This is a genomic window from Mucilaginibacter antarcticus (assembly GCF_042686155.1).
Taxonomy (GTDB): domain Bacteria; phylum Bacteroidota; class Bacteroidia; order Sphingobacteriales; family Sphingobacteriaceae; genus Mucilaginibacter; species Mucilaginibacter antarcticus.
On the sequence record NZ_JBHUON010000028.1, the window covers coordinates 34,504 to 54,603 of the forward strand.

The 20,100-nt window shown below is 42.8% G+C and carries 18 protein-coding genes; 7 read left to right on the plus strand and 11 right to left on the minus strand.

All coding sequences use genetic code 11. The features are described 5' to 3' along the window. Positions 1-144 precede the first annotated feature (144 nt). Both ACFSYC_RS17670 and ACFSYC_RS17675 read right to left on the minus strand, forming a co-directional pair. Positions 145-1,425 carry a M16 family metallopeptidase gene (locus tag ACFSYC_RS17670; RefSeq protein ID WP_377130172.1) on the minus strand — a complete coding sequence of 427 codons (1,281 nt, stop codon included), beginning with the start codon at positions 1,423-1,425 and terminating at the stop codon, positions 145-147. Further along, positions 1,422-2,660 (minus strand): M16 family metallopeptidase, encoded by a 1,239-nt coding sequence (locus ACFSYC_RS17675; RefSeq protein ID WP_377130173.1) that lies wholly within the window; start codon positions 2,658-2,660, stop codon positions 1,422-1,424. The genes ACFSYC_RS17670 and ACFSYC_RS17675 overlap by 4 nt, the downstream gene beginning before the upstream one ends. A 92-nt stretch (positions 2,661-2,752) precedes the next feature. Between ACFSYC_RS17675 and ACFSYC_RS17680 the strand changes: the two genes are divergently transcribed. Then, entirely contained in the window at positions 2,753-3,310 is a 558-nt protein-coding gene (locus tag ACFSYC_RS17680) for a hypothetical protein (RefSeq protein WP_377130174.1), read from the plus strand. Between the two features lie 70 nt (positions 3,311-3,380). Here ACFSYC_RS17680 and ACFSYC_RS17685 read toward each other — a convergent pair whose 3' ends face one another. The 4 genes from ACFSYC_RS17685 to ACFSYC_RS17700 all read right to left on the minus strand — a co-directional run bounded on the left by ACFSYC_RS17685 (position 3,381) and on the right by ACFSYC_RS17700 (position 9,410). Next, a complete protein-coding gene (locus tag ACFSYC_RS17685) occupies positions 3,381-3,725 on the minus strand; it encodes a phosphoribosylpyrophosphate synthetase (protein ID WP_377130175.1) in 345 nt (114 codons plus the stop codon). Positions 3,726-3,831: 106 nt separating this feature from the next. After that, the gene (locus tag ACFSYC_RS17690; RefSeq protein ID WP_377130176.1) at positions 3,832-5,328 is read right to left on the minus strand and encodes a dihydrolipoamide acetyltransferase family protein; all 1,497 of its coding nucleotides are present in this window, start codon (positions 5,326-5,328) and stop codon (positions 3,832-3,834) included. A gap of 43 nt (positions 5,329-5,371) precedes the next feature. Beyond that, on the minus strand, positions 5,372-6,619 hold the full coding sequence (locus ACFSYC_RS17695) for a competence/damage-inducible protein A (protein ID WP_377130177.1): 1,248 nt from the start codon (positions 6,617-6,619) through the stop codon (positions 5,372-5,374). A gap of 4 nt (positions 6,620-6,623) precedes the next feature. Beyond that, on the minus strand, positions 6,624-9,410 hold the full coding sequence (locus ACFSYC_RS17700) for a putative LPS assembly protein LptD (protein WP_377130178.1): 2,787 nt from the start codon (positions 9,408-9,410) through the stop codon (positions 6,624-6,626). Positions 9,411-9,504: 94 nt separating this feature from the next. Here ACFSYC_RS17700 and ACFSYC_RS17705 point away from each other — a divergent pair, with 94 nt between their 5' ends. The 3 genes from ACFSYC_RS17705 to ACFSYC_RS17715 all read left to right on the plus strand — a co-directional run bounded on the left by ACFSYC_RS17705 (position 9,505) and on the right by ACFSYC_RS17715 (position 13,212). Continuing rightward, complete coding sequence (locus tag ACFSYC_RS17705) at positions 9,505-10,404, plus strand: N-acetylmuramoyl-L-alanine amidase family protein (RefSeq protein WP_377130179.1); 900 nt, start codon at positions 9,505-9,507, stop codon at positions 10,402-10,404. A 111-nt stretch (positions 10,405-10,515) separates the two neighbouring features. Beyond that, a complete protein-coding gene (locus ACFSYC_RS17710) occupies positions 10,516-11,466 on the plus strand; it encodes an MlaD family protein (RefSeq protein ID WP_377130180.1) in 951 nt (316 codons plus the stop codon). Between the two features lie 174 nt (positions 11,467-11,640). Then, on the plus strand, positions 11,641-13,212 hold the full coding sequence (locus ACFSYC_RS17715; RefSeq protein ID WP_377130181.1) for a TlpA family protein disulfide reductase: 1,572 nt from the start codon (positions 11,641-11,643) through the stop codon (positions 13,210-13,212). Between the two features lie 115 nt (positions 13,213-13,327). On the opposite strand, the gene ACFSYC_RS17720 is transcribed toward ACFSYC_RS17715, so the two are convergent. The 4 genes from ACFSYC_RS17720 to ACFSYC_RS17735 all read right to left on the minus strand — a co-directional run bounded on the left by ACFSYC_RS17720 (position 13,328) and on the right by ACFSYC_RS17735 (position 16,683). Next, positions 13,328-14,239, minus strand: coding sequence for a ribonuclease Z (locus ACFSYC_RS17720; RefSeq protein ID WP_377130182.1), 912 nt, complete (start codon positions 14,237-14,239; stop codon positions 13,328-13,330). A 21-nt stretch (positions 14,240-14,260) separates the two neighbouring features. Then, positions 14,261-14,638 carry an STAS domain-containing protein gene (locus ACFSYC_RS17725; protein WP_377130183.1) on the minus strand — a complete coding sequence of 126 codons (378 nt, stop codon included), beginning with the start codon at positions 14,636-14,638 and terminating at the stop codon, positions 14,261-14,263. Positions 14,639-14,692: 54 nt separating this feature from the next. Continuing rightward, on the minus strand, positions 14,693-15,637 hold the full coding sequence (locus tag ACFSYC_RS17730; protein ID WP_377130184.1) for a phosphoribosylaminoimidazolesuccinocarboxamide synthase: 945 nt from the start codon (positions 15,635-15,637) through the stop codon (positions 14,693-14,695). Positions 15,638-15,723: 86 nt separating this feature from the next. Beyond that, on the minus strand, positions 15,724-16,683 hold the full coding sequence (locus tag ACFSYC_RS17735; protein WP_377130185.1) for a PhoH family protein: 960 nt from the start codon (positions 16,681-16,683) through the stop codon (positions 15,724-15,726). A 102-nt stretch (positions 16,684-16,785) separates the two neighbouring features. On the opposite strand from ACFSYC_RS17735, the gene ACFSYC_RS17740 reads away from it, so the two are divergent. The 3 genes from ACFSYC_RS17740 to ACFSYC_RS17750 are packed head-to-tail and all read left to right on the plus strand — an operon-like array spanning position 16,786 to position 19,486. Next, complete coding sequence (locus ACFSYC_RS17740; protein ID WP_377130186.1) at positions 16,786-17,571, plus strand: SAM hydrolase/SAM-dependent halogenase family protein; 786 nt, start codon at positions 16,786-16,788, stop codon at positions 17,569-17,571. Beyond that, positions 17,568-18,095 (plus strand): hypothetical protein, encoded by a 528-nt coding sequence (locus ACFSYC_RS17745; RefSeq protein WP_377130187.1) that lies wholly within the window; start codon positions 17,568-17,570, stop codon positions 18,093-18,095. Before ACFSYC_RS17740 ends, ACFSYC_RS17745 begins: the two co-directional genes overlap by 4 nt. Continuing rightward, a complete protein-coding gene (locus tag ACFSYC_RS17750) occupies positions 18,095-19,486 on the plus strand; it encodes an MBL fold metallo-hydrolase (protein ID WP_377130188.1) in 1,392 nt (463 codons plus the stop codon). Before ACFSYC_RS17745 ends, ACFSYC_RS17750 begins: the two co-directional genes overlap by 1 nt. Positions 19,487-19,589: 103 nt before the next feature. On the opposite strand, the gene ACFSYC_RS17755 is transcribed toward ACFSYC_RS17750, so the two are convergent. After that, positions 19,590-19,799 (minus strand): hypothetical protein, encoded by a 210-nt coding sequence (locus ACFSYC_RS17755; RefSeq protein WP_377130189.1) that lies wholly within the window; start codon positions 19,797-19,799, stop codon positions 19,590-19,592. Positions 19,800-20,100 lie beyond the last annotated feature (301 nt).

Consider the following 20,100-nt stretch of genomic DNA (forward strand, 5'->3'; position numbering starts at 1 on the left):
GCTTAGAAATAGTTATCTGACCCATGATTTTTTAAATTAATTGATTTAGGGATTACAATTCAATTCTAAAATGATTTGAATTGAGCAGACCCTAGCCTATACCATCTAGCGATGGGTTTGAAACCCATCGCTAGATTAGTAATTTTAATATTTGCCTACAACCACCCTATAAAATTTGTCCAAATCCAAATACTGATTGGCTAAACGCAATATTTCATGAGCTTTAATATTTTTTACGATGTTGATGTACCGGTCATAATAATCATAACCCATGCCGGAGAAATGCAGGTTTTTAAACTTATCGGCATGCGAGAATACATTCTCTAAACTGCCTAGCAATGAACCCATCATGTAATTGCGCACCAATTCCAATTCATCGTCAGGCACTAATTGAGTTTTTAACAGGCCTATTTCTTTTTCTATCTCGGTAATAGCCGCTTTGCACACGTCCGTCCCTACTTCGGTAGCTATAAACAGCGTGCCGTTATGTTGGAATGAGGTAAGGCCGGAGCCAATGCCATAGGTGTAGCCTTTATCCTCGCGAATGTTATTCATCAACCTTGAGCCAAAGTATCCACCAAGCAGCGTATTTAACACTTGCACGGCAGGGAAATCTGCATGTTTGCGGTTTATAAACGGTAACCCCATTCGTATGGCTGACTGGAGCGCGTCCGGACGTTCAATAAAATGAAATTGCTCGGTACCGTAAACAACCTCAGGCTGGCTGGTATCGGGTGCTGCTAACAGCGTTGTCCAGTCGGCACCAAATATACCTGATAATAGATCAAGCGATTTGCCGGTAACCTTGCCCGCAATAATAATGGTACAATTTACGGGCTGATACATTTCTTTAAAATGCGCCAGCAAGTCATCGCGCTTAACTGTATCATAGGTCTCTAACTCGGCAGTTACGCCGTAAATAGTATCGCCATATAAAGCTTTATTAAAAGTGCGGCGTGCAACCACGTCATTCTTTTTAAGGCCTACTTGTAGTTTTTGCTGATGGTTACGAATAAACGTTTCCAATTCCTTTTGCGGGAAAACCGAATTGGTCAAAACATCCTTTACCACGGGCAAAGTTTTATCCAGGTGTTTGGTTAAGGAGTACAGGGTAACCAGCGATTGCTCATAGCCATAATCAACAGATAAAAACGCACCGTAAAAATCAATCTTGTCGGCAATCTCAGCAGCTGATAAGGTGGTGGTACCATCTGTAAGCATAGCATTAGTTGCCATGTTTGACAGCGGCTTAGCGGGATCAAAACGCAGGTTGTTAAAAACCCACTCAATCCGCACCAACTCCTGGTCGCCCGAATTGAAGCTGAACAATTTAGCGCCGTTGGCGAGTTTTAGCTCTTCGGGCCTTAAAAAATTAATATTGTCTATGCCCTTAAATTCGGGGGCCAATTCTCTATCTAAAATCATTGTTCAGCCAAGTATATAAGGGTGGATGAATTGTTTTTTCTGAAAAGCTTATTAGCTTCTGCCTTTATCTCTGCTGCGGTTACTGCTAAAAACTTTTCAGTTTCTGTGTTCAGCAATTCGGCCCCACCTAACAATTCATAATAAGCCAGGTTCATGGCCTTGTCAAGCAATGACATCTCCGAGAAAATCATGGTAGACTCCGTTTTGTTTTGCACCTTGGTCAGTTCGTCCGCGGGCACTTCTTCTACTTTCAGCTTTTCAACTTCAGCCCATAGTGCAGCTTCCGCTTCTTCGATACTTACGCCTGCTGTTGGTTTACCCTCCAGCACAAACATGCCTTTATCCAGGCTGCCAAAAGCAAAGGCATGTACCTCGCTAAACAACTGTTTGTCTTTTACCAGTGTACGGTACAAACGCGATGAATGACCGCGCGACAAAATATCAGCCATCAGCTCGACCGCATAAAATTGCGGCTCCCTCCTCCCCGGCATTTGCATGGCTATATAGATATCGTTAACCGGCACTTTAGCGGTAACTGTATCACGGCGTTCGTCTTGCTGCGATGGCTCTTGCGGCAGGTCGCGGTTATATTTTTCGCCTGGCGGGATAGGTGCAAACCACTTTTCGGCCAGCTCTTTTACCTGCTCCAATTTCACATCTCCACCAACTACCATAATGGCATTTTGCGGGTTATAATGCTTTTTAAAAAATGCCTTAACGTCCTCAATTTTAGCATCGGCAATATGCTCAATGGTTTTACCAATGGTATCCCAACGGTAAGGGTGATGTTTATAAACCATAGGGCGCAAACGCAACCAAACATCGCCGTAGGGTTGGTTTAAATAGCGTTGCTTAAACTCCTCTATTACCACGGCGCGCTGCACCTCAAGGCTCTTTTCGCTAAAAGCAAGGCTTAGCATGCGGTCGCTCTCTAACCAAAAAGCTGTCTCTAAGTTGGCAGATGGCAGGGTGATGTAATAGTTGGTTATATCATTGCTGGTAAAGGCATTATTCTCGCCGCCCACCTTTTGCAGGGGGGCGTCATATACGGGTACATTAACAGATCCGCCAAACATCAGGTGCTCAAATAAATGTGCAAAACCCGTTTGTTCAGGGCTTTCATCTCGGCTGCCAACATCATACAAAATGTTGACTACAGCCATTGGGGTGGTATTATCTTCGTGAACAATTACCCGCAGGCCATTGCTCAGTGTAAAACGGTTGAATTTAACCATGTATTAAGTTATTCGTTATAATAGTAGTGAGCAAATGTATGATTTTAGACATATTGTATAAGGCAGCTTAAAGTTTATTTTTATTTTCGTTAATGGACCAAGCTCAACTTATTAAGGAAATTGACACCAATATTGGCAAAATAAAGATAGTAGCGCTTGGTAATAAACTTCACGAGCAAGGTTTTAATTTACGAGACCTGATTACCATTACGCTACATCCCGAGCCGGAGGTTGCTTTTAGAGCTACCTGGTTGCTGGAGAATATATTTTTGCAACACCCTGAAACTTATTTGCCTGAACTAGGATACCTGTTATCGCAAATGCTGTTGGTAATCGCACCGGGTAGCAAAAGGCATTACGCCAAAATTGTAATGCATTTAACAGAGCGCAATGCTCCACAGCTTATAAAGAATGGAATACAAGACATTGATTTTGAACCGGTGATTGAGCAGCTGTTTGATTGGCTGATTGACCCCAAAAATAAAATTGCTGTAAAAGCCTTTGCTGCCGAAGCACTATTCAACCTTCGCCACCGCTATGATTGGATTACTGAAGAACTGGCCAACCAGCTACAGTTTTTAATGCGCAATGGTAGCGCTGCTATACAGAGCAAAGGGAAGAAGCTATTGAAAGATCTTGGGCCCCTCTAAATCTCCCCCTTCCGGGGGAGATTTTTAATTTTATTTAAAGCCCTCCCCACCGGGGAGGGTTGGGTGCGGCTTATGCGGTCGGCCTGTCGCTGCTGTGCAGGTTATGGCTTATCATAAAATGGTGCAGCTTAGCTTGTATGGCAGATGAGCTGTCGTCTGCATAAGTACCGTACGCATTTACTATAATACCTTTCAAATTGTATTTGGGTGCGCTGATGGCATAAACAATTGACATATCCGACGGGTTGCTCTGACCCTCAAAACGGTAAAACTCGTCTATAGAAAACTCGTCAGCCGTCATGTGTATATCCTGGGATTTATCGTCTATCGTGTCGCCTTCCATGCTTAGGTTGGCAGTATATCCTCTTTTCATCAAATCATTAGTGGCATCCACTAAAGTTTCATAATTTTCCATGGCTTTTTCGTTTAAGTAACAGGGCCCTTAAAAAGGGCCCTTTGTTTATTTAAACCAATAAACCTGCAAGGTTGTTTTGGATGTTAGGAAAGATTTTTCGGACTGATTACACCTCTTTATTGGCATCCCAGTTTTCAAGATAATGCGCTATACGGCTTAGAAACGTGCCGCCCAGTGAGCCATCAACCACCCTGTGGTCATAAGACAAGGACAGGAACATCATATGCCTTATGGCAATTACGTCACCCTCTTTAGTCTCTATTACAGCAGGTTTCTTTTTAATGGCGCCTATAGCCAGTATAGCTACCTGCGGTTGGTTGATGATAGGTGTACCCATTATATTACCAAAGGTGCCCACGTTTGTGATGGTAAATGTACCCTCCTTAACATCATCAGGCAGCAGTTTGCCGGTGCGGGCCTTTTTGGCCAGGCCGTTTACCGCTTTGGTTAAACCAAGGAGGTTAAGTTCGTCAGCATTTTTTATTACAGGTACTATCAGGTTACCGTTTGGTAAGGCTGTAGCCATACTTAAGTTGATAGCTGCTTTTTTTATGATCTGTGTACCATTAACGCTCACGTTCACTAGTGGAAAGTCTTTAATAGCCTTCACCACAGCTTCCATAAATATCGGCGTAAAGGTTATCTTTTCACCCTCGCGTTTTTCAAAGCTGTTCTTTATTTTTTCGCGCCATAATACCAAGCCGGTCACGTCGGCCTCAACAAATGAAGTTACGTGAGGCGACGTGTGCTTGCTCATCACCATATGGTCGGCAATCAGGCGGCGCATACGGTCCATCTCTATGATCTCGTCTGCACCGCTGGCGGTTATGCCGGGCTTAGTCGATTCAGCTTTTGAAGCTTCTGCTGTTTTTGGCGCTTGCTGTTGTGTTGGCGCTTCTGTCCTGGCAGGTGGCGGAGTCAGCGTAACGTTAGCAGTTTTAACTTCCGGTTTTGCCTGCTCTGCTTGCGGTGCAGGTACGGTATTTTGAACGGCAGGTGCCGGCGCTTTGCTTCTGTTACGCACGTAGGCTAACAGGTCATCTTTTGTTAGGCGGCCTTCGGCGCCGGTGCCGGGTATGCTGTCCAGTTCGGCGCTACTTATATTTTCTTGTTGCGCAATGTGTTTAACCAGGGGCGAGTAAAATCTTCCCTCGGAAACTGCTTGCGGCTGTGGCGCTGCAGTTCTTTGCTCAAGTTGTTGTGTTCCGGGTATGTTTTGGGCTTGAGTTGGTACAGGCGTAGGTACCGTAGGCGGTGTAAATACCACCGGTTTTGGCGCTGCAGCAGCTACAGGCACGGGTGGCGCCGCAACAGGAGCAGGCGCAGCCGCTGCTTGCGGTTCAGACTCGGCCTGGGCCGGTTCGTCGGTTTCTATAATAGCGATTACGGCACCTACCTGAACTACCTCTTCTTCTTTACATTTTTGTTCAACCAATCGTCCGGAAACGGGCGATGGCACTTCAGAATCTACCTTATCTGTAGCAATTTCCATTACTGCATCGTCCGCGTCTATATAATCGCCTGGTTTTTTTAACCACTTGATTATAGTTGCCTCAGCAACGCTTTCCCCCATTTTTGGCAATAATAGCTGATACTTAGCCATAAGATATGTATAGTTCTTTGGTCAAAATTAGAAAATCTGTCGCTTACTTCTCAACATCTTTGAGTAAAGTATTCAACATAAATAATGCGCTTGTAGCGCTCCTTTCAATGTTTTGCTGCCTTTTGTTACCAAATGTGAATTTCTTTTTCACAGTTTTTGTACCACAGGCGGCGGCTATCCAAACTGTACCCACCGGTTTATCGGGCGTACCGCCGTCGGGCCCCGCAATGCCGGTGACAGCTATTGCGAAATCTGATTTGAAATTACGCAGTGCCCCTTCCACCATTTCCGTCACGGTTTCTTCGCTAACCGCACCATATTGCTCCAGCGTTGCGTGCTGTACCCCTAACGCATCTTCTTTTATTTGGTTTGAATAACTTACAGCCCCACCCAAAAAGACTTTAGATGAGCCGGCATGCTGTGTAAACAGGTGCGAGATATAACCACCGGTGCAGCTTTCAGCTACGGATAAGGTTAGCCCACGCGCGGCCATGTAATCCATTATAGCTTTTTCAAGCGGCACATCATCTGTAGCTACCACAAAAGCACCTACGCGCTCAACTATCTTAGCAGCGTACTCCGCAATCTCAGCGGCCAAAATATTTTCGTCATCACCAGATCCGCTTAAGCGCAAACGCACCTGGCCCAGCTTGGGTAAATAAGCCAGTTTTATGTGTGCAGGCAAAGCATCTTCAATATCGGCAATACGCTCGGCTAAAAAAGATTCACCCTCGCCTACTGTAAGTGTAGTTTTATGAATAATATAGGGCAGTTTAAACGAAGCTTTAAGTTTTGGGATGACCTGCTCCTCCATCATATACATCATCTCGAACGGCACGCCGGGCATCGAGACATAGATCTTGCCACCGGCATTGAACCACATACCGGGGGCAGTGCCATTTTTATTTTCTACAACCTCGCAATTTGACGGTACCTGGGCCTGTAAGCGGTTAATATTTAAAAGCGGGCGGTTATACTTGGCAAAAATGCGTTCAACGTTTTCTAATGCCGGTTGGCTCTCTATCATTCCTACGCCAAAATATTCGGCAAGGGTGCTTTTAGTGATATCGTCTTTAGTGGGGCCTAAACCGCCGGTTATTAATATAATATCAGCACGGATGGCGGCATCTGCCAATGCCGAAAGGATATGTTGTTTATCGTCGGACACAGAGGTGATTTGCTTAACCCTGATGCCCGCTTTATTAAGTTGCTGCCCCATCCAGGCGGAGTTACTGTCTATAATCTGCCCTATTAATATTTCGTCGCCAATGGTGATAATTTCTGCGAGCATACGGCTACTGATTAAAGTTTACGTTATTGGTGTAATCGCTACGTTTACTCAATTTTAGTGCCTGCAAAATTTGCGATTTAACCCTTAGCGTAACATTGTAGGATTTGTAATAACCAAAAGGCAACCATTGTATTGACAGATCCCAACAATGCAGGTCTCTGTATATGGCAAATGATGTCGCGCTGCTTAGCTGACCGACCGCAAAATCATAGTTTGTATTAAATTGTATTTTCCAGGCCTTGGTCAAACTTAAATCTCCGCTCAACATAATGGTATTGGCGCGCTGGCTGCTTATGTACTGATTGGAGTAGCTGAAATTGTAATTTAGCACTAAGTTCCACGGGATATTAAAATCCATGTAAGCAGCCGGGTCACTGTTTAACATAGCTAAATTTTGTCGTTGCTGTGGGTTAGCTGTGGCCAGGGTAAGGCCATTAGCAGCCGCATTGGCATTTGGCGACGGGTGAAAAACCGCCGGGTTTAAGCTACCACTAACCGCGAAGCTAAATGATACCAGCTTAGGCAGCTTGCCTTCCTGCCAAGTATAACGATTAATAGTACGTCTATACGGAATAACCTGCCCGTTGGTGATTGAATCATATACCCTATTAACATATGGATCAAAAATACCCGAAAAAGAAACATTTATCTTATCCTTAAATAAACCTAAGTGGCCCGATGCCGAAATTGGCGATAGATTAAATGAGTCGGCCGCAAAATTATAAAAAGTAGAGAATGACAAACTTTGAATCAAGTTGATTTTACGATTCTGCTGTACAGTATCTGTACTTTTAGGTCTTAATTTAGCTTCCAGATTATTATCAACACTAAAACTGATACCCGCCTGCTTACCCCCTGAAGGGCCTCCATATAACGACGATTGATAAATAGAGTAACGTTGATATATAACAGGGTATGGCACAGTAGCGTTACTTACAATTAAACGGTTGTAGGGACGATTAAGGCCAGAGTAATCCGGTGTATAGCTAAAGCCGATATTGGGTGTAATAACGTGCCGTATGGCCATTAACTTGCTGTTTTTAAAGTTTAACAAGCCATATAAGCGGGTAGATAAGCTTGCGTTTAAGCTATAGTTACCTACACGGGTAAAGCCAGGCACGGTATCCGTTACTAATGAGTCGGCGCGGGCAAAGCGTTGTCTTACCGACTGAAAATACCAGCGGTCAGTATAATTCATGCTACCGCTGAACTGAAAATAATCAAACAAGTTAAAGTTTACGCCGATAGGGACGTTATGCTGTATACCATTCTGTAATCTCTTGGTGAATGTCTCACTCTTAAACAATTGCGACTCCGGTACACTGCGTATACTATTTGAGGCCTGCATAGTATAAGCCATGGTTATTTTTTGATACCATTTTTGCTCATCAACCCTGTCTTTTTTATCAAACGGGTTTATACTGGTCATGCTGAAGTTAATGTCAGGCAACGTTAACGAAACGGTTTTACGCACCAGATCCTGGCTGTGCGAAAGACTAGTTGTTAAGTTAAACGGTGTACCTGCCCAGGTCCTGGAATAGGCGATACTTGAAGCAAGCGAATTTTGCGTAAGCGTCTGTAAATTATAATTATTTGACGCGGGGTTGTTTTGATAATAGCTTGATGTACCGGCGTTTACTGACGCGCTAAACGTACTACCCGGGCTGGCAGACGGATTTTGCTGATGACGCCAATCAATGTGGAAGTCACGGGATGGCGGGTCGCCCGGTAAAGCGTAGTTATGAGAGCCGTAACTTAGTTTTAAACCGCCGCTATATTTATACCGTTTCATGTAATCAAGCGCGCTGCTTACTTCGTATGATCCGTTTGAGTAATAAGTACCCATGTTGGTTAAATCAGCATAATCGCTTAAACCAATATAATAACCAAAATCGCGCAAAAAGAAACCTAAGGTGGCGTCCTCGCCAAACGTTGGCAATAACACACCCGACGTACGGCTGTTTGTTTTAGGGAAAAAGCCAAAAGGGACGCCAATTGGCAAAGGTATCCCCTCTATCATTAAATAAGCCGGGCCCGATATGATACGCTTTGGTTCTGCAATACCCCTGGTAATCACAATACCATAATCAGGGTCTTCTCCCCTTGTGGGCTTGTCGCAGGCGCTAAAAATAACGTTAGCAAGCGCTACCTCGTCTTCATTAAGTTTTTTAGCCTGCCCTTTTGATATAAAGTTACCATCTTGCTGGGTAGATATATTCCAGATATGACCTCTTTTAGTTTCGTAGTTAAATAATAACGAGTCGGATACTATTGGCTCGTCTTTACCCTGTTTTGATATTGGCCTGCCTATGTAACGCCCCGTACGCGGGTCGCGCCGGCCGCTGGCATATATCAGCTTCTTTTTTCGATCTATGCGGATGTATTCGGCATCCAATTCAAAATCGCCGTAACTTACCCTGGCATTGCCTATGCGGTAGCTCATGCCCGTTTTCAGATCATTAAAAACAGAGTCGGCAATGTCCTTTATTTCCGTATCAAGGTCTGACCCGCTTTTCGTGGTGTCAATTACTGTCGATCTAACCCGGTTGGTATCGTTTAGAATCTTGATCGGCCTTTTGGTGGTATCGCGGATGGTATCTTTGAGTACGGTGCTGCGGCGAAGGTCAAGGTTGTTAATCCGGGGCGCATCTTTGCTGGTATTTACAGCAGATTTTTTATCTTTAGGGGATTTAGGCAGTTTTCTATTCGAGTCGAGCTGAATTATTGTGTCCGCGATATGTCGATTAACAGAAAATATACGTTTATAGGCAGTAGCCTTTATATTTACCATTAAAATAAGTGCAAATAGAAATAATAGGCTAACGAATTTCAAAATTGAGTATGAATAGTATTTTTGCAGATATAATTAACAGCGTTCAAAAATAATGAAAAATATAGCATTGAAACGATTGATTTTTGGAATACTGGCAATAGCCCTGTGCTTTTCTTTATTTTCTTTCACAACAATTTCTCCGGTAAAAACAGATACCATTACCAACAGCGGTTTTAAACTAAAAACCGTGATTGTTGATGCCGGGCATGGCGATAAAACCACCGGCCCGGGGCACTTTTCTTTTGGAGCATCCGGCTCCATATCTACCGAAAGACAAGTAACGCTATCTGTAGCAACTAAATTGCAAAAAGCGATAGAAAAAAATATCAACGGCGTAAACGCTGTGCTTACCCGCAAAACTCCGGAGGATGTGTCGTTTGAAAGAAGGGCCGAAATTGCCAACGAGAACAAGGGAGACCTGTTTATATCTATCCACTGTAATGCCCTGGCCGATAGAACGGTAAGAGAGAGAGTGGGTACAAAAAGAGGCAAGGCGGTTTATAGTACTATACGCGTGCCTAACAGATCTGGCAAGGGGGTGTTAATGCTGGTATACGGTTTAAAACGTACCCGCGAGCAGCAAAACGAAATTAAAAGTAATACTATTGAAGAGGATATGGACGGCGGGGCGCTTGATCCGAATGACCCGCTGACGATTATATTAACCAATGAGTATATTCGTAAATTTAGGGTACGTAGTATAAGCATGGCTAATATTTTAGCCACCGAGTTTGTTGATGTTGATGCCCGTAGATTGGAAGGTATACGCGAACAAAGCCTTTATGTGCTATGCCACGCCGCTATGCCGTCGGTATTAATTGAAATAGGGTACATTAACAACCCCGAAGAAGAAGAATATTTAAACTCTGAAGAAGGACAGGAGCAAATTGTAAATTCTATTGTACGCTCCATACAATCCTATAAAGACAAAGTAGAACAAGTGGCCCGATAATTGGTTATATGGACGTGCTTTTGCAGATTTAAACTGCATGCATCTATTAAAATAATTAAACGTCAGGCTTAATCTGCAAAATACCTAATATCACAACATCTATATTATAATATGAAAATTTCTAACGAAACTAAAATAGGCGCATTAACTACCTTAGCTATTACTGTACTTATATTAGGTTATAGTTTTTTGCGCGGCAATGACGTATTCTCCGGATCAAACAAATTTTACGCAATTTACGGCAGTGTTGACGGACTGACCGTATCAAAACCGGTTTTGGTTAACGGTTTCCAAATTGGCCATATCTCTAAAATGGAGCTTGGCGCCGATGGACGCACTACCGTTGAGTTAAAAATTAAAAACGAATATGAGGTACCCACAAACACCTTAGCCAAATTGGTTAGTACTGACCTTTTGGGCAGCAAGGCTATCGTGTTTTTATTGGGCGACAGCAAACAATTGGCCGAGAATAAAGACACCCTGCGTGCCGACGTACAAGGCAGCCTGGCTGAAAGCTTACAGCCCATACAAACTAAAGCCGAAAATTTAATGAACAGGTTAGATTCGTCGTTAGCGGCTGTCAATAGGATATTAAACCCGGGTTTTCAGCGCAATGTAGACCGTAGCTTTAACAGCATAGCTAATTCTTTACAAACCTTAGAGGGCACAACCAAAAAAGTAGATAATTTAGTTGCTGCACAGAGCGGCCACATCAATGGCATTTTAAGCAATTCAGAAGCCGTATCGGCCAATTTAAGAACTACTACAGCCGGTTTAAATAACGTTACTGCAAATTTCCAGCGGTTTAGCGGCGATTTAGCTAATGGTAATATCAAACAAACTTTAGATAACGCTAATAAAGCAGTGGCCGATTTACAAGCTGTAATGAACAACCTTAATAACAATAAAGGGTCTTTAGGTTTATTAATGAACGATGATAAATTGTACAAAAACCTTGAAGCATCGTCTGCAAACCTAAATTTATTGTTTTTAGATTTGAAAGAAAACCCAAAACGTTATGTCCACTTCTCTGTATTTGGCGGGGGTAAAAAAGATGATTAAAAGTAAGTTTATCATTAGGATATTTAAAGGCTTCCGGTTGGAAGCCTTTTTTGTTTACCGATGATTTTACTGCGATTACCGAGTTATTACGCCGCTTTACCAATTCAGTTGTAGCAATCATTAATATTTCTATATCTTAGATGCTAAGACAATCTACACTTATTACAACTTATTATGCAAACCAAGCGAACATCTATAGCTATCTCTAACGTTTACAAGGTGATATTACTATTGCTCCTGGTGGGCAGCAATACGTTTGCCAAAATTAAAGACAACATCATTATTGACGGCTATGTAGAAAACTTCGCCACCCTTGATAAAACTGTTTATTTAGACAACAGCATCTCGGTTGAGTATGTTGATCCGTTTGGTGAAACCAAACGGGTAACCTGCAAGTACGACAAACAGGGCAAGTTTAAACTATCTTTACACTTGCTAAACCCACAGGATGTGATCATACAATCGGGCGTGGGCGATTATGTTTTGACGCTTGTTGCGCCTAACGAAACACTACACATGGTTGTACGGTACTATAAGATAGACCAAGCCTCGCAGCATTACCCCAACATACATTATCGTACAGATTTTAAGGACGCGTTTTCGGGACCTAATGCTAACCGATACAGCAGTTTTTTCGGTACTTACATGAAAGCCAGCGGCCTTGGCCTACTTAAGCCCGACCCGACTATCGTTGCCGGAGACGTTGGTTTATTGAATATCAAATTAGCGCAAATACCGGGCATTGTAAAAACGCAACTTGGCGCGGCCGATTCGATCACTACAGAATGGCTTACCAATTTAATAGCCAGCGAACATATTCTAAACCTTCTGGCGCTTAGCCAGGAAAAACGCGTTGAAATAGATTATTCAAAAATAAATTACCCTAAAAGCACTGCACAAAACAGCCGCTTTTTTAGTATGGTTAGTTATGTTGATATACCGCTAAGCGTAGAAAACCAGTTTAGGCGTACTGCTGTTATCGGCAACCCTAACATGGTTTTAACAACGGATGATATAGCCCTGCTTGACAAAATATTTTCCGGGGCAGCCCTGGGGGCCGATAGCGTGAAAGCTCATGGCATTCAGGAACAATTTAAAGTTAACCCAAAAGCTATAGCATCGTCTGATTCTATTTACTGCGTTTTGGCCAACAATTACTACACTAAAAACTTACCACCGGTAATAGCAGATATTAAGAACGGTAATTTAATTACCGAATATCATTTGACTAGCTTTTTTAACCAGGTTAAGCCGAAGATCTTTGAAGGCATCAGTCCGCAAATGCAGGATTACATCATAGCCGAAGTGTTGACTGAGAATAAATTGAATAAAAACATTACCTATACTAAATCAACAGAAGCTGATGTCGTAAAAATGCTGACCAAAAAATTCCCGGGGCAAAACCTGTATGTTGATCTGTGGGCTACCTGGTGTGGGCCCTGCCGGGCCGAATTTCCGTATTACCCACAGGTAATGGAAAAATATAAAGACAAAGTAACCTTTGTGTTTTTATGTGGTGCGTCTGAAGAAAACGCTTATAAAGCTGTATTAAACAATCTAAATTTTAAGGCTAACCATTTCTTTTTAAGTAAAGAACAATACGGCAACTACAAAAATGCATTTGGCATAACGGGAATCCCCCACTACTTGTTTATTACTAAAGCCGGAAAGATCACCAATAACTTTAAACGCCCATCTGCGGGTAATGAACTGTATGCGTTAATTGATACAGAAATAGGGAAGTAGGCATTTTTGTTGTTGCGAGGACGAGCAATCGCACGTATTCAAAGTTTGGGCCTGTTCTCCGTGCGTTTGACACGCTATCGCTCGCAATAACATTATGTTGAATACATCCAAGGGGCTATATAAAAAACGTCTTTCCCTCAATAGCCAAAGCAGTATTAGGAAACTCGCTTTGTGCTTCCTCCAGCAACTCGTCAAGGGTTTTATAACGGGCCGAGAAATGGCCTATCAGTAGTTTTTTTGCGCCGGTAATATTGGCAATTTGTGCTGCCTGCAAAGCGGTGGTGTGATGCGTGTCGTTAGCGCGATCAAGCATGGCGTGTAAAAAGGTAGCTTCGTGGTAAAGCATATCAGCGCCTTTTATTTGTTCAAAATACCTTTCATCAAACATGGTGTCTGAGCAATAAGCAAAGCTGCGCGGATTGTCTGAGTCGGAAGTTAACTCGTCGTTCTTATAAACCCTGCCTTTCAGGTCAACGTAATCGGCACCTTTTTTTAGGGCGGTAAAGTGTTCAACCGGTACCGCCAGGCGTTCCAGTTTTTCTTTATAAAGTTTGCGCAATCGTTTCTTTTCTCTGAACAAAAAGCCCGTACATGATATGCGATGATTAAGCGGAATAGTCTCTACACTTACATCCTCGTTAACCAAAATGGTTTCGGCGGCTAAAGGGTTAGTCGGTATAAAGTCTATCTGGTATTGTAAAACGGTTTCCGAGTATTTAAACTGCAGATCAATGATCTCAAGCAATTGCGGCGGCCCAAAAAGCTTGAGCGTTTTTTTACGGCCGTTTAAGTGCAAAGACGATAGCAGCCCTACCAGCCCCAGGTAATGGTCGCCATGCAGATGACTGATAAAAATATGATCTATGCGGCTGGCCCTTACATCAAAGCGGAGCATTTGTTGCTGCGTGCCTTCGCCGCAGTCAACCAAATACAGGCGCTCATTGATGTTGAGCACCTGCGATGTAGGGTTTCTATTGTAAATGGGTGTTGCAGAACTACTTCCAAGTATCGTTACCTCAAATCTCATATCAGGTAAACAATGTAAGTGCTATCTTGCTTCTTTTTTTAATTCTTTTTCTATCTCTTCCATAAAAATAACGTCGATACCTTCTTCTGCTGTAGGGACGATAGTTAGAACAGTTTCTAGCTGTGAGATAGTAATTAAACGGGATACCGCGTCATTCAATCCCGTAAGGATAAAAGAACCTTCAGCACTTTTGCATAAACGATGGCCAACCAACAGGCTGCTCAAGCCAGACGAATCTGCAAATTTTACCTGAGACAGATCAAGGATGATATTTCTCTGGCCTTCTGTGTTGATTAATATCAACTCAGATTTTAATTGCGGAGTGATCAACGAGTTCAGTTTTGATTCATTGAGCTTCAGCAAAATATATTTCTCGTGTTTATCAACAGTAAACTTCATCTTGTCTTTTTAAATAATTTAAGTGCTAATATAAATATTATTTACAAATTAAAATTATAAAGCGACAAGCGCTTTATTAATAGCATCCTCTACCCTACGCAAAACATCAGTGCCTTCAGGCTTTACAAAAGCTTCGCCGGTTATCTGTTCGTATAGCTCAATATAGCGTTCTGATATTGATTCAACCTTATCCGGCGTCATCTCGGGCACTAACTGGCCGTCTTTACCCTGAAAACCATTCTCTATTAACCACCGACGCACAAACTCCTTTGACAGTTGTTTTTGCGGCTCGCCGCTGGCTTGCCTTTCTGCGTAACCCTCAGTATAAAAATAGCGCGAAGAATCTGGTGTATGGATCTCGTCTATCAGGAAAATCTCTTCGCCCACTTTACCAAACTCGTACTTTGTGTCTACCAAAATCAGTCCCTGTGTGGCTGCTATTTCGGTACCGCGTGCAAACAGCGCGCGGGTATATTTTTCTAATTGTTCGTAGTCCTCTGGTGATACAATGCCTTTAGCCAAAATATCTTCTCTGGAGATATCCTCGTCATGCCCTACCGCAGCTTTAGTAGTTGGGGTAATGATAGGCTCGGGCAGTTTATCGTTCTCTTTTAAACCTTCGGGCAGGCTAACACCACAAACCGTGCGTTTGCCGGCAGCATATTCTCGTGCGGCATGGCCCGCCAAATAGCCGCGAATAACCATCTCTACTTTAAACGGCTCGCAAATGCGGCCTATGGTCACGCTGGGATCGGGTACATTAACAACCCAGTTAGGCACAATATCGGCGGTAGCAGCTAAAAACTTAGCGGCAATCTGGTTCAAAACCTGTCCTTTGTAAGGAATAGGCTCCGGCAGAACCACATCAAATGCAGAGATCCGGTCGCTAACCACCATTACCAGATATTTGTTATCTATAGTATATACATCCCTAACCTTACCCTTATAAAAGCTGGTTTGTTTTGGGAAGTTAAATTGAGTTTCTTTTATTGCGTTCATCTGTGGGTGTAGATTTGAGATGCGAGATATGAGATCCGGATTTTACAATCCCTGTCTCCTATCTCACATCTAACATCTCCTATCTATTATTGTATATCCCCGTAAGCGGCTAGTATCTTACGTACTAATTTGTGGCGTACCACGTCTTCGCCGCTTAGGTAAACAATGTCAATTCCTTTAATATCAGTTAATATGCGCAACGCGTTGTGCAGGCCTGATTGTTGTTTTTTAGGTAAATCTATCTGGGTAACATCGCCGGTGACAATAAACTTTGCAGATGGACCCATACGGGTTAAAAACATCTTTAGCTGCATATCGGTAGCATTTTGGGCTTCGTCCAATATCACAAAACAGTTATCTAAAGTACGGCCGCGCATAAAGGCCAATGGGGCAATCTCTATGGTGCGGTTTTCCAGGTAAAGTTTCAATTTTTCCGCCGGGATCATATCATCCAAAGCGTCATATAGGGGGCGCAAGTATGGGTCAATCTTTTCTTTCAAATCACCTGGTAAAAAACCAAGGTTCTCACCAGCCTCAACCGCAGGGCGGGTAAGTATAATACGTTTGATCTCTTTGTTTTTAAGTGCGCGTACCGCCAAAGCAACCGCCGTATACGTTTTACCGGTACCTGCGGGGCCAATAGCAAACAAAATATCACTTTGGTTAATGGCATCAACCATTTTGCGCTGGTTGGCCGTGCGGGCCTTAACCATAACACCGTTAGGGCCAAATACAATCACCTCGCCGCTGGCAAATTTATCAGCAGCAGGGTCGGCAGAGGCAGAGGTGTCTATCTTTGAGCCCAATATTCTTTCCAGGTCAGAAAGGCTGATGCTTTCGTACTTCTCTACGTGTTGTACCAGGTAGTTAAATTTTTCTTCAAAAATTACCAGCTCGCGCTCATCACCCAACACTTTAACCTCACTCCCGCGCGCAACGATCTTAAGCTTAGGATACTGTTTTTTAATGATCTCAAAATGATCATTATTTGGGCCCCATAAAACTGCCGGGTTTATATTCTCAATTGATATTTTAAGCTCGTTCAATGGTAAATTGATTATTTTGTGGTCGATTTTTATGAATTAAAAATTGAATATTTGCAGCATATTACGCTTGTACAAGATTAGCAATAAATATTTAAAAAAATAATGGCAATAATAACTTTAACTACTGATTTGGGCGACAAGGATATATACCTTGCGGCGCTTAAAGGCAGTATATTAAAGTTGCTGCCATCGGTTAACATTGTTGATGTTACCAACTGCGTTCAAGCCTACAATGTACAGCAAGCCGCCTTCATTTTAAAAAATAGTTTTTATTATTTCCCTGACGATACGGTGCACCTTATTGGCATTGATACAGTATATAGCGACAACACCCGATACCTGGCACTGCGTTACCAAAATCATTACTTTGTAGGATCAGACAATGGCATCTTTTCGTTGATGTTTGACCAGGAACCTGATGAGATAGTGGAGATCAACATTATGCAGGACCTTAAATTTCTGCATTTTCCGCTTGCGGATATCTTTGTTAAAGCGGCCTGTCACCTGGCCAACGGCGGTGAGCTTGCCGAAATTGGCATCCCGGTGGCCGGTATTGAGCAACGCATGACTTTGCAACCGGTGATAGAAAGGAACGTTATAAAAGGATCCGTAATTTATATCGATTCGTTTCAAAACGTAATTACGAATATTACTAAAGAGTTTTTTAATAAGGTACAACAGGGCCGCCAGTTTACGTTGTATTTTAAACGTAATGAAACTATTAATCACTTAAGCTGGCACTATAGCGAGGTGCCTGAGGGCGAAAAACTCTGCTTATTTGGCATTAGCGACCATTTGGAGATAGCTATAAACAAGGGCAACGCAAGCGGACTATTGGGATTGAATTTAGGCGATAGCGTAATTATAGATTTTGATTACCAACGATGAGGAAACTAATATTTTTACCCATTATACTGGTTTTGTTGAGCGCCAATGTTTTTGCAGAAAAAGATATCGACTCGGCCACCTATGAACGCCAGCGCGAGCGTATAAACAGCATGCTGGATGTGCGGAGCCAAAAGTTTAGCCGCTACGATCAAAGCCTTACCGAGCGCACCGGCATATTTGGCCTGCAAACCAAGAAAGACATTAAGCGTAGTAATGAAATATTGATGGACATTGTTAAAGCAGACAATGACATCTATGCACAACTAAAAATACTGTTAGACTATCGCGTGTTTCAACAAAAGCAAGCCGCAGATAGGTCTAAACAAGCCGAGGGCGAGTCGCTGGAATCTATGTATACCATCGCCCGGCTTCAAAAACAACTTGAAAAAGTAAAACAACAACAGGAAGAACTCCAGGTACAAAGCGACAAATCCTCGATGAATTTTAAGATCAGCCTTGGCGTACTGGTGTTGATCATTTTAGTTCTGCTAAGTTTGCAGTTACGCCGTAAAGAAAGATCTTGATGAAATTAACGATACATGGGGCAGCGCGGCAAGTTACGGGCAGCATGCACCTGCTTGAAATTGGGCAATATAGAATACTGATAGACTGCGGCCTTGATTACGAAAAAGACCGTAGCGTACAATCCAACGAAAACTTTCCGTTTGATCCGCGCGATATTGATGTAGTGGTACTTACCCACGCGCATATTGATCATTCGGGCAACATACCCACCCTGGTACGTTTGGGTTTTAACGGGCAAATATTGTGTACGCCGCCTACTGCCGACCTCACGGAGCTTTTGCTGCTCGACTCGGTAAATATTTTTATGAACAAAGCCGGCAAAAGCCGCAAGCATGGCAAAGGGAAGTATAACACTAACGTGCAGCCGCTTTATCTGCAAAAGCATGTTATGGATGCCATGGAGCGCTTTATAACCATAGCCTTTAATAAACCGTTTCGTATTAGCGGCGATGTGGAGGTTACTTTTATCCCCGTTGGGCATTTATTGGGGGCTGCGGCAGCCGTATTTAAGATCAATGATAACGGTACCGAAAAATCAATAGCTTTTACCGGCGATATTGGCCGTAAAAACTACCCGGTACTTGATGACCCGCAACCGTTACCACCGGTAGATTTTGTGGTAACAGAATCAACCTATGGTGGACGTACACATAGCAAAGGCAAATCTGTTGAAGAAACATTGGTTGATGTAATTGATAAGTGCTGCGTGAAAGAACAAGGGCGTTTGATTATCCCCGCTTTTAGTATTGGACGCACACAATCGCTGGTATTTACGTTAAATAAAATATTTAGCAGCGGCTTATTGCCACCCGTAAAGGTTTTTGTTGATAGCCCTATGGCCAGCAGGGCGACAAGAGTTTTCCGTAAATATCATAACCTGTTAAATAAAGAGGCACAAGACTTTTATAACTCGCTAGGCGATGAATTTGAGTTTGACAACCTGACGTATGTAGAGACCCTGCAGGATAGCCGCCAAATTTCAAACTACTACGAGCCTTGTATTATCATATCATCAGCAGGCATGTTAGAGGGCGGACGGATTCAGGATCACCTGTTTTATAACATCCAGAATTATTATTGCACGATCCTTTTCATTGGCTACTGTGCCAAAGGAACGCTTGGGAACCGCTTGCTCCGCGGGGATTCAATAGTTCATATTAAAGATCGCGATCTGGCCGTTTACGCCACCATTAAGCAAACAGACGTACTGAGCGCCCATGGCGACCACGATGACCTTGTAAACACCATTAAAACACAAAATAAGGCAACCCTTAAAGGTGTGTACCTTGTGCATGGGGAAGAAAGCAGCATGCAGCCATTAAGCGATGCTTTAACAGCTGATGGATACCCGGTTACGATACCTGAAAAAGGCGTGAGCTATTTACTCTAACCTTTTTTCATCCGAGGGTAGCGTGGCAATCGCACAGAGAAAAGTCTAAACCAAGCAACGTGCGGTTGCTTCGTACCAAGCAATGGCACGTTTATAGCAACGCTTACCGCATAAACCAATGCATAAAACCACAACTGCTACACACAAAACAACTAGCAGTACTATCTGTCCACTCAAGGTTTAAAAAAGTTCGGCCGGGCGAGTGTAGCTGCTCTGTCCGGGTATGAAATGTTTCACCTTTGCAAAATATACAAGCAAGTTGTTTGCCATCAATTTCGTAACGTTTAGGTTCGTCGGCGCTGAATAATCCCATGTGGTTTTGTTTTTTGTTGAAGATAGCAAATTATTGATCCCTCTTTTGATGTGATAGTCGCTAAATAGTTACAGTTACTTCCCGTAAATAATCATCAATTCGATTAGCATATCGGGAATTGCTTTGTTCTTCATAGCAATGAACTGGCGAATATTTGAAATAATAAGTAAATATTTTATAACAAAAAAGCCTGCCCGATTTACTCGAGGACACTGAAAAAGTAATTCAATAAAACGTATTACGAGAAGCGATCAAGAGAAAAGGTAACTTTTACTTGGTCGTTTTTTTGTTCAGATTTATT

What these genes read in the sequence shown, in the direction of transcription:
- ACFSYC_RS17720 (WP_377130182.1), bottom strand. Translation starts at nt 14,239, where the DNA reads ATGAGATTTGAGGTAACGATACTTGGAAGTAGTTCTGCAACACCCATT.
- ACFSYC_RS17680 (WP_377130174.1), top strand. Translation starts at nt 2,753, where the DNA reads ATGGACCAAGCTCAACTTATTAAGGAAATTGACACCAATATTGGCAAA.
- ACFSYC_RS17690 (WP_377130176.1), bottom strand. Translation starts at nt 5,328, where the DNA reads ATGGCTAAGTATCAGCTATTATTGCCAAAAATGGGGGAAAGCGTTGCT.
- ACFSYC_RS17745 (WP_377130187.1), top strand. Translation starts at nt 17,568, where the DNA reads ATGAGGAAACTAATATTTTTACCCATTATACTGGTTTTGTTGAGCGCC.
- ACFSYC_RS17670 (WP_377130172.1), bottom strand. Translation starts at nt 1,425, where the DNA reads ATGATTTTAGATAGAGAATTGGCCCCCGAATTTAAGGGCATAGACAAT.
- ACFSYC_RS17685 (WP_377130175.1), bottom strand. Translation starts at nt 3,725, where the DNA reads ATGGAAAATTATGAAACTTTAGTGGATGCCACTAATGATTTGATGAAA.
- ACFSYC_RS17700 (WP_377130178.1), bottom strand. Translation starts at nt 9,410, where the DNA reads ATGGTAAATATAAAGGCTACTGCCTATAAACGTATATTTTCTGTTAAT.
- ACFSYC_RS17730 (WP_377130184.1), bottom strand. Translation starts at nt 15,637, where the DNA reads ATGAACGCAATAAAAGAAACTCAATTTAACTTCCCAAAACAAACCAGC.
- ACFSYC_RS17750 (WP_377130188.1), top strand. Translation starts at nt 18,095, where the DNA reads ATGAAATTAACGATACATGGGGCAGCGCGGCAAGTTACGGGCAGCATG.
- ACFSYC_RS17705 (WP_377130179.1), top strand. Translation starts at nt 9,505, where the DNA reads ATGAAAAATATAGCATTGAAACGATTGATTTTTGGAATACTGGCAATA.
- ACFSYC_RS17715 (WP_377130181.1), top strand. Translation starts at nt 11,641, where the DNA reads ATGCAAACCAAGCGAACATCTATAGCTATCTCTAACGTTTACAAGGTG.
- ACFSYC_RS17695 (WP_377130177.1), bottom strand. Translation starts at nt 6,619, where the DNA reads ATGCTCGCAGAAATTATCACCATTGGCGACGAAATATTAATAGGGCAG.
- ACFSYC_RS17675 (WP_377130173.1), bottom strand. Translation starts at nt 2,660, where the DNA reads ATGGTTAAATTCAACCGTTTTACACTGAGCAATGGCCTGCGGGTAATT.
- ACFSYC_RS17755 (WP_377130189.1), bottom strand. Translation starts at nt 19,799, where the DNA reads ATGGGATTATTCAGCGCCGACGAACCTAAACGTTACGAAATTGATGGC.
- ACFSYC_RS17725 (WP_377130183.1), bottom strand. Translation starts at nt 14,638, where the DNA reads ATGAAGTTTACTGTTGATAAACACGAGAAATATATTTTGCTGAAGCTC.
- ACFSYC_RS17740 (WP_377130186.1), top strand. Translation starts at nt 16,786, where the DNA reads ATGGCAATAATAACTTTAACTACTGATTTGGGCGACAAGGATATATAC.
- ACFSYC_RS17710 (WP_377130180.1), top strand. Translation starts at nt 10,516, where the DNA reads ATGAAAATTTCTAACGAAACTAAAATAGGCGCATTAACTACCTTAGCT.